Source organism: Acinetobacter sp. YH16052 (assembly GCF_013417155.1).
Classification (GTDB): domain Bacteria; phylum Pseudomonadota; class Gammaproteobacteria; order Pseudomonadales; family Moraxellaceae; genus Acinetobacter.
In genome coordinates this window covers 1-8276 of sequence record NZ_VPEO01000037.1, presented here as the reverse complement: position 1 = coordinate 8276, position 8276 = coordinate 1, and the positions used below count along the sequence as shown (strand labels likewise).

Below are 8276 nucleotides of genomic sequence, written 5' to 3'. Positions count from 1 at the left end.
AGTCTATTCAACGAGCAAGGAATGAAAATACGAATGGTTTAATCCGGCAATATCTGCCAAAATCATCATCGTTTGATGACGTGTCAAACGAACAAATAGAGCAGATAGAATTTGCACTCAACCATCGCCCTAGAAAAACACTAGGTTGGTATACGCCTAGTGAAGTTATGGCTGGTTTTTATACTGTTGCACTTGCCGCTTGAATCCGCCTTTTTTTAATTTTCTGATCTCCTGGCATGTCTACCCTTATTTCCAAAAATCACTCCGGCTGGATGGTGAAAGCGCCGCAACTCGCCTTGATCCTGATCACCATTATCTGGGGTGGCAGTTTTATTACCGTGCAATACGGGCTGAACTTTAGCAGTCCGATTATGTTTGTCGGCCTGCGTTTTGCTGCAGCAGCGCTTGCCGTCACCCTGATTTCCCTAAAGTCGCTAAAAGGCATGAACCTGAAAGAGGTGTTCGCTGGCGTGGTGATTGGCATCATGATCGCCATCGGCTACGGCACCCAAACTGTGGGTTTGCAGACCATCAGCAGCAGTGAGTCGGCTTTTTTAACGGCCTTGTATGTTCCGCTGGTTCCGATCCTGCTCTGGCTCATGTTCCGTAAAAAACCGCATGTCATGACCTGGATCGGAGCGCTGTTTGCCTTTATCGGTCTGGTGTTTTTGACAGGAAATGGCTTTGCTGCGATTCAGCTCAGTTTCGGACAAACCCTGACTTTGCTTGGTTCGATTGCGATCGCACTGGAGATTATTTTTATCAGCTATTTCGCCGAGCAGGTCAATGTCCGCCGGGTCACGGTGCTGCAACTGATTTTTGCATCCCTGTTCTGCTTCATGATCGCACCTGTTTTAGGTGAATCTCAGTTACCTGGATTTCACTGGCATCTGGCAGGAATTTTAGTCGGTTTAGGCATTGCCAGTGCCTTGATCCAACTGGTGATGAACTGGGCGCAGCGCATGGTCGATCCATCACAGGCAGCAATTATCTATGCCGGCGAACCGGTATGGGCAGCCCTGTTTGGCCGTCTGGCCGGAGAACGTTTACCGTCACTGGCTTTATTAGGCGGATTGATGGTGGTACTTGGCGTAATTGCCAGTGAATGGAAACCAAAGTTTTTAAGAAAAGATCCAACAGAACAATTAAAACAAGATCTTTCTTAATTCTGCTAAATCCCCCCCTTAAAAAAGGGGGATTTTTTCTCTGGGGAAATATGGCTAAAATTATTTGCTATACATCGGTCTATTGTCATTTAAGCGCATGATGCCGCGAATCGCCCGATACACAATCCAGATCCAGGCCAAAACCACCACCACTAAACAGAAAGCGGATGCACCAAATGCGACCCCTGCAAACAGGTCAGGATCTTCGCCGGTAAAGAACAAAAAGAAAAATGGAATAAAGGCGACGATATTCCAGAACAGATACCACCAGAAACTGCGGATCTGCCAGGTAAAATGGCTTTCAAAGATGGAACCGCGCACATCGCGCCGTTTCACATAGTTAATGATCAACGCCACGACAGCCAGCAGGCCAGCACTAAAAATGGCCACAATATATAAAATGTACAGTGCAAAAGTCAGTGTGCGGTTTGAGTCTTTATCAATGGAATAATTCACGTCCCCTCCTGGTACTTCCCCTAGATATTTAAACTATTCAATGGGGAAATCAGCCATATAATCAAAATGATGTTAAAGCCTATGGTACAAAAATATATCTGCCGGAAAGGTTGTTTTTGTGTTTTATGCCGTAATTTCTGCTGTGCCAGCCAGGCTGCCGGCCAGCCGCCCAAGAAGGCCACCACATGCAGAGTATTTTCCGGAATACGACGGTTGCCCAACTGGGCTGCTTCTTTGTCTTGGGCATAAAGCCAGTAGCTGAGCGCATTCATCAGGCTGACCAGCAACAACACCAGTCCACTCAGTAAACCACCCAAGGTCAAAGCCACCAGTAAAAGAATATAGGCCACACAGGCAATCTGCATCGGCTGTAATTTCTGTGTCTGCTGTGGCTTGGAGGGTTTGAATTTTGCTTGCAGACTTTTGGCTTGTACTGCTTTCAGGTACATCACCTGCTGCGCACGATAACGGCCGCGTTCATCCAGAATGACCAGATAATCCAGCGCACAGCCCATGATTGGACGTGGCCCAGGCTTGGCAAAGTCCTTGATATGCAGAAATACGCGATCTTTGGCTGGGTCACTAGGCTGGATAAAACCATAGCCTTGGTCATCAAACCATTCCACTAAGCGTCCCTGATCGCGCATATCCCCTATCCTTTTTAATCTGATTGTTTAAGCGGTGACGAATTTTAAGCGTTCAATCAGCATATTACGCATCTCGTCCGGATTTTTTTGCAAAATATCTTCGCCGGTACGGCCTAATGCTGCATTACGCTGAGCCACCTGCAGACGCATCATCCAGAAACGTCCTGCCGCCATAGCCAGATACAATTCCAGACAGGCGCGTTCATCACTGGTTAAAGGACGAATCGTTTCATAGGCATTTAAAAAGGCAATCGCTTTTTCTTCGTTTAAGATCACGTCAGGATATTCGGTACAGAAGTCATTTAACGTAATGGCGATATCAAACAGCCATTCATCTTTATTCAGCTCATAAAAATCCAGAATGCCATTCAGCTGATCGCCTTCAAATAAGGTATTGTCACGGAACAGATCTGAATGAATAAAACCGCGTGGACGGTCCGGATATACCGCCGTCAACGCCTCATATAAACCTAATAATTTGCCAAGCAAGATTTTATCTGCCGGACTTAAACTCGGTTTGATCTCTTGAGACACTGCCAGCCAATACGCATGATCACGCACGAAATTACGTTCTAATTTAAAGTCTTTGAGTGCCACATGCATTTTCGCCTGAGCCACTGCAATCGCTTCAACTTGCGCAACGGTAGATGGCATCGGATGTTCACCCATCAGGCGTGGTGCAATCTGTGCCGGTTTATCTTTAATGCTGTGAATGGCCTTTCCTGAATGCGACAAAGGCACAGGAACGGCCAATCCAGCCTGACCCAGATGTTCCAGCACAGGAACCAGTTCACCTGCCGCCTGCTCATCCATATCCTCAAATACTGTCAGCACATATTGCTGATCTTCGCAGACTAAAAAATAGTTGGTATTTTGAATACCGCCTTGAATGGGAATCAGATCAATCGCCTTTAAACCATAAGGCGCTGCAAAATCCTGAACTTCCTTTAAAGTCAAAGTGGTATAAACCGACATAGAAAACCTGCGAAAAAACTTACATAATTTTGCTAGAATACCGTTTCCATCTGCCAAGGTGTAGCGCTTGCGTGGGTGAGTTTCATAATCGGCTGTAATAATTGGAAAAATTTATGCTAGCTAAACGTATTATTCCTTGTCTGGACGTGGATAACGGCCGCGTGGTCAAGGGTGTCCAGTTCCTTGATATTCGTGATGCGGGTGACCCGGTCGAAGTGGCGCGCCGTTATAATGAACAAGGTGCCGATGAAATTACTTTCCTTGATATTACCGCTACACATCATGGACGCGACACGACTTATCGTACTGTAGAGCGTATGGCCGAATCTGTATTCGTACCGTTAACTGTAGGTGGTGGTGTCCGTAAAGTCGAAGATATCCGTTTATTGCTCAATGCCGGCGCAGATAAAGTCAGCATTAACTCGGCTGCGATTTATAATCCTGAGTTTGTGCAGGAAGCGTCTCAACGCTTTGGCGCACAATGTATCGTGGTGGCGATCGATGCCAAAAAAACCGGTGACCATAAATGGGAAATTTTCACCCACGGTGGCCGTAAGGAAACCGGGATCGATGCGATTGAATGGGCCGTGAAAATGGCTGACTTCGGCGCAGGTGAATTACTGATTACTTCGATGGATGCCGATGGCACCAAAGCCGGTTACGACATTGCCCTGATGCGCGCCATCAATGACCGCGTCACGGTACCGACCATTGCTTCTGGCGGTGTGGGTAATTTACAGCATTTGGCGGACGGCATTATTCATGGGGGTGCCGATGCGGTACTGGCAGCTTCAATTTTCCATTTTGGCCAGCACACCATTCCGGAAGCCAAAGCCTATATGGCAGCCCAAGGCATTGAAATGCGCCTTTAAGCCGTTTTAGATGATGATTTAATTAAAGAGTGTTTTTATAAACACTCTTTTTTTATGCCTTAAATAAAACAACACAGCAAATACGGGACAAAAAAAAGGAGTCTTTCGACTCCCTATAAAACCAAGATAAGACTACAGCACTTGGTATTCAAAATAACTCATTACACCCAGAAACATTATCAGTATGAGGCTTTGCTCACCGACAGGAGCAAATATAAGTGAAATCCACAGGACAATATTGACAATACAATCGTATTTTATTGACAAATCACGACAAAGCCCTGTTTTACTCCATAACCTGCGTATTTAACTGCTTCATTACCGTATTTTTTGCAGTATTTTTCGTCATCTTAGAGTAAGCATCGGCCGATTTAACTAGAAAATATTGTTCTGCCCAGCGGTTCAATTTTTTCGAGATCGGTGCAGGCAAGCTCAAACCTAAAGGATTCTGTTCCTGCAAATCTGCCGAGGAAATCACACGGGTACCGAGCAGATAATCAAACCAGGGCTTGGTGACGCACCAGTTGGCATCCTGATTACTATTCATATGATGATCATAATGCCAGGGTAATTTCTTTTTGGCCCATTCTGGTTCCAGATGAGCCCGGCGATGTAAATAATAATAGTTGCCTGCACTATACAGGGCGGCCAGTGACATGCCTTTGGAGAAGGGATAAAAACTGAGTCCAAAGACGGTCGCAACGACTGCCAGTGAGGCAATTTCATTGCGGGTACGCCAGTTGTCCAATCCTTCTACATAGCCGAAATCGGAAAATTCCGTTTTTCGCACAATCCGGTGATGCTCCCAGTGTGAGCGCATACTCTCGGGTACCGGACTATAACGGCTCTGTCCCGGCCGGTGAACACCATGCAATACATATTTATGTGCAAACCATTCAAATCCATTTGCGACGACAAGTCCTGCCAGAAAACCTTTCCACATAATCTTTTACCTCTTGGTCTATTTTTAATATAGGCTAAATAAAAGACTAGATATTGACCAAAATATTCAATATGATTGACAAAATACGACAAAATAAAAGAATTAAAAATGCTGGTTCTAAAAAACTACGTAGGTTCAGTATACGGTGGTTTAGGACATTTACTTTTGGACTATTATCAGTTGAAACAGCTTGAAGTCCCTGAGAAATTATTGGCCATTCAAAATCTGGAACGCTTTGATTTCGCCCTGTGGCGTGATCTGTTAACAACACTTGATCAACAGCTACAGCGACCGGCTTTAGGCCTGGAAATCGCCCAGCTGGTTGAAGCTAAACACCTCGGTATTATTGGCTATCTGGCACTCTCAAGTGAGACCTTAGGTGAAGCCTTTATGCGCTATCATGATTATCATCGTCTGATTTATGATGGCGGCCTACTTCAGCTGCAATGGCAAGGCGATTATCTGTCGATTGGCTGGGTTGAAGTTCCGTTTCATCTGAATACCCAATTGACCGATGAAATCGCGATTGCGCTAATGACGGAATTCGTGAAAGCCAATGTGCAGAACCCGCACGGGGTTCAGTTATATGAAGTGCATTTCCAGCATGCAATGCCTAAAAATATTGCACTCTATGAGCAGTATTTCGGCTGTAAAGTCCGCTTTTCTCAAGCCAGAAATCAGGTATTGATGCATGTCAGTGAACTGTCCAGACCGCTGAAACAGGGCGACCAGAGCTTGCAGAAACTGCTGATGCAACAGGCCAAAGCATTGCTAGAAAAATTTCCGCACTCCACTCTCATTGATCAGCAACTGCAACAGGCAATTCTGATTGGCCTGCAAAAAAACCTGTTTCAGATCGAGCATATTGCCGAGCAGATGAATTTTTCCGTGCGTCAGTTACAACGCCATTTGCAGAAACAGGGCAAAACCTATCAGCAATGTATGCAGGAAATCCGCTGCATGATGGCGATGCAATATCTGAAAGATCCGCACTTGAGTTTGCAGGAAACTGCCATGTTACTCGGTTATTCTGAACAGAGTGCGTTTCAGCGTGCCTTTAAGCAATGGACTCAACTGACGCCGCAGCAGTGGCGCCAACAGAATATGCCAGCCGCTTAAACCACAAGCATGTTGGTTTGATAGATGGGCTTCAAGCAGCGTTGATAATTTAAATCCATTACCCCTATGACCTAATAATAAATATAAAAATAAGAATTTAAAATATGGATAAATATCTTGCCGAATTGCTCGGCACGTTCTGGCTAGTGTTGGGAGATATTGGGGGAGCAAAAAAATTAGGCTTTTCAATAAAAGCCATGATTTCTAGATTCTGTTTTTCTGCATGTTTCACATGGCACATGCAGATCATCGCGCTTAAAAACGCTTATAAAAATGGATTTTCAATTTCATCCAGGTCATCACGCTGAATTTTTTCTGGCAAGTCCGGCGTGTTTTCCAGTTGTTTTACCACATCATTCAAAAAAGCCTGCAAGGCTTTGGCCACTTTCAGTCCCTGATGATCCTTGGTGATTTGCAAGTTGCCATACAGGCTGACGCAGTCCAGATCATTTTCCAAAGTCAGATCATGAATGGCATGGGATTCGCTACCATTTTCAAATGCTTTAAACATATCCTCTTCACCTGTCTTTGTTATTTTCAATGAACGTCTGATGTCGATGCTACCCGAATCCCGGTTTTTTCAGCAAGCTTATTTCAACAGCTGCAAAATATATTGCAACAAGGCATCAATCAGCTGTTTCACAATGGCATCTTGCGTTGCATTGTCTATCGCGCCGCCAGTCGCAGAGGAGGCCGAACTGCTTGAACCGGAAGACTTAAACTCGCGTTGTAATGCCTGCAGGTTTTCTTCAGAAACATCTTCGGCACACTGGCTTTCTGCATCCCAATTAGAATATTCGATTTTCTGGTTGGCTTTTACTGCATTTCCAGTCAGTGGCAGCTTATAGGTATTGCGTTTCTGTTCTTCGGTGAGCTGCGGGAACAGATTAATTCCAAGCTGTTCTTCCAGATAGCAGACACTAACAATACGCACTTTGAGCGAATTGTCATTCGGTGCATAGTAAGCACCAATAGCACCGGTTTTCGGCATATAAACTGCCTTATAGACCGCAGTTGGCACAATCACGCCATTGCCAATGGTTTTCAGCTTCTTCCCGGCAAAGATCGGCCCGGTCACCACATAGACATCCTGTTTCTGCTTGGTCACAATGGCACGGGTGGCCTCTTCCAGCTCACGCCAGACTTGCTGATTATTCTTGGGCGCTTGCGGCACCATATTGGCCAATGAAAAACTGTCAGACTGCGCGGCCTTGTTAGGCATATCCGCATTCGGCGCCATATGACCGCGGTCATAACCTGAACCACGATAATCCGCCAATGTGGCACGATGCTTCGCACTGACCCGATCTTCTTCATGAAAATTATCTTCACGGGGAATTTTCTGGCTTAAGCGTGCTGGCGTTAAGGCTTCTGCAACCCAAAGTGGCGTTTTAGATACCCCGGAATAACCGACATTAAAGCCATTAAAACACAGCGAATAGCTGTCTTTTTTCAGGCTGTCTTTCATCAAATATGGCGGTACATCACGATAAAACTGGTTCAGACAGGCAGAATCACTGGAAGAGGATAGTGACACCCACTGACTGATTTTTTCCTGACCAAAAGCGATGGCGAAGCTGCTCGAAGCCACCACGCCCAGAATGACTTTAATACTATTATCATTTAAAAACTGAAAAAAAGAGTTCTTGGGTTTACGCTGCTTCTTGGCCATTCTTACACGTACTTTTTAGATCAATACAGATTTTGACCGAGCTTAACAAGCTGTATAAGTGAAGTATATCTTGGCTCTACCATTCGTTTACTAAATAAACAATAAGTATCCAAAATCCCGGGCAGTTGTAACAAACTGTCTAATTTTATTTCTTTTTAAATGAGGTTTCTCGGTGTTTGCGTAGCTTTGTTTGGCTCAGTAGATTGAGTGTGTAAAGCTAACGGCCTATCTCAATTCGTACAATTATTAGCAATGGTGTCTGAATAGCCACCGATTTTGTAGACACCTTTTAGTTAGATATTGGACTGCCACCACTCTCCTAGACAAATTTCGTCTATTCTTTTTGCATAGGAGAGAACATTATGAGTGGACAACGATACACCCCAGAATTTAAAGAAGAAGCTGTTAAATTGATTACTGAACGTG

At 44.9% G+C, this 8276-nt stretch carries 10 protein-coding genes; 4 read left to right on the top strand and 6 right to left on the bottom strand.

Going from position 1 to position 8276, the window contains the following annotated elements; translation table 11 throughout:
• Nucleotides 1–203 (top strand): IS30 family transposase (locus FTV42_RS14730; RefSeq protein WP_180039043.1); only part of this gene is annotated, 203 nt, incomplete at its 5' end.
• Between the two features lie 33 nt (nucleotides 204–236).
• Nucleotides 237–1166 (top strand): DMT family transporter, encoded by a 930-nt coding sequence (locus FTV42_RS14725; RefSeq protein WP_180039144.1) that lies wholly within the window; start codon nucleotides 237–239, stop codon nucleotides 1164–1166.
• Nucleotides 1167–1226: 60 nt separating this feature from the next.
• Here the strand turns inward: FTV42_RS14725 and FTV42_RS14720 are convergent, their stop codons facing one another.
• Genes FTV42_RS14720 through FTV42_RS14710 form a run of 3 tightly spaced genes read right to left on the bottom strand, consistent with a single transcriptional unit; the run spans nucleotide 1227 to nucleotide 3244 of the window.
• Complete coding sequence (locus tag FTV42_RS14720; protein ID WP_005105397.1) at nucleotides 1227–1622, bottom strand: hypothetical protein; 396 nt, start codon at nucleotides 1620–1622, stop codon at nucleotides 1227–1229.
• A gap of 20 nt (nucleotides 1623–1642) precedes the next feature.
• The gene (locus FTV42_RS14715; RefSeq protein ID WP_180039143.1) at nucleotides 1643–2269 is read right to left on the bottom strand and encodes a DUF1294 domain-containing protein; all 627 of its coding nucleotides are present in this window, start codon (nucleotides 2267–2269) and stop codon (nucleotides 1643–1645) included.
• A 27-nt stretch (nucleotides 2270–2296) separates the two neighbouring features.
• Complete coding sequence (locus tag FTV42_RS14710; protein ID WP_180039142.1) at nucleotides 2297–3244, bottom strand: homoserine kinase; 948 nt, start codon at nucleotides 3242–3244, stop codon at nucleotides 2297–2299.
• A 113-nt stretch (nucleotides 3245–3357) separates the two neighbouring features.
• Here FTV42_RS14710 and hisF point away from each other — a divergent pair, with 113 nt between their 5' ends.
• Complete coding sequence (hisF, locus tag FTV42_RS14705; protein ID WP_004647284.1) at nucleotides 3358–4116, top strand: imidazole glycerol phosphate synthase subunit HisF; 759 nt, start codon at nucleotides 3358–3360, stop codon at nucleotides 4114–4116.
• A 286-nt stretch (nucleotides 4117–4402) separates the two neighbouring features.
• On the opposite strand, the gene FTV42_RS14700 is transcribed toward hisF, so the two are convergent.
• Entirely contained in the window at nucleotides 4403–5059 is a 657-nt protein-coding gene (locus FTV42_RS14700) for a hypothetical protein (protein ID WP_180039141.1), read from the bottom strand.
• 108 nt (nucleotides 5060–5167) lie between these two features.
• Between FTV42_RS14700 and FTV42_RS14695 the strand changes: the two genes are divergently transcribed.
• On the top strand, nucleotides 5168–6178 hold the full coding sequence (locus tag FTV42_RS14695; protein ID WP_180039140.1) for an AraC family transcriptional regulator: 1011 nt from the start codon (nucleotides 5168–5170) through the stop codon (nucleotides 6176–6178).
• Nucleotides 6179–6443: 265 nt separating this feature from the next.
• On the opposite strand, the gene FTV42_RS14690 is transcribed toward FTV42_RS14695, so the two are convergent.
• Together FTV42_RS14690 and FTV42_RS14685 are read right to left on the bottom strand one after the other, a co-directional pair.
• Nucleotides 6444–6689: a hypothetical protein gene (locus FTV42_RS14690; RefSeq protein WP_180039139.1), complete on the bottom strand. Its 246-nt coding sequence runs from the start codon at nucleotides 6687–6689 to the stop codon at nucleotides 6444–6446.
• A 78-nt stretch (nucleotides 6690–6767) separates the two neighbouring features.
• A complete protein-coding gene (locus tag FTV42_RS14685) occupies nucleotides 6768–7850 on the bottom strand; it encodes a DNA/RNA non-specific endonuclease (protein WP_180039138.1) in 1083 nt (360 codons plus the stop codon).
• Between the last annotated feature and the right edge of the window lie 426 nt (nucleotides 7851–8276).